This window comes from Gilvimarinus sp. 1_MG-2023, from assembly GCF_030548285.1.
Genome location: NZ_JAUOSC010001814.1, coordinates 1 through 232 on the forward strand (window position 1 = coordinate 1; position 232 = coordinate 232).

General features: G+C 50.9%; 1 pseudogene. It reads left to right on the forward strand.

Annotation, left to right across the window (positions count from 1 at the left end):
- Nucleotides 1-232: pseudogene (locus Q4563_RS22955) on the forward strand (transposase); the annotation flags it as partial.

A 232-nucleotide genomic window follows, 5' to 3' on the forward strand; every position in this document is an offset into this window, starting at 1 on the left:
GTCGTACTGTTTGTGGATATCAATCAAGCACAAGCCTGGAGCGATATGGATGTTGTGCAGCGCTGGCACCAGCTCTTCAAAGGCAACGTATTATCACAACGTTTTGTTCAAGAAGAGCAGCTGGCCGAAGCCGAGCAGCAGCGGCTAAAAATACTGGTCGACGAGTGGCGTTCACGACTGTCAGATATCAGCTGGTTTATGCGGGTACTGAATGAAGCCATTGCCCGTGAGG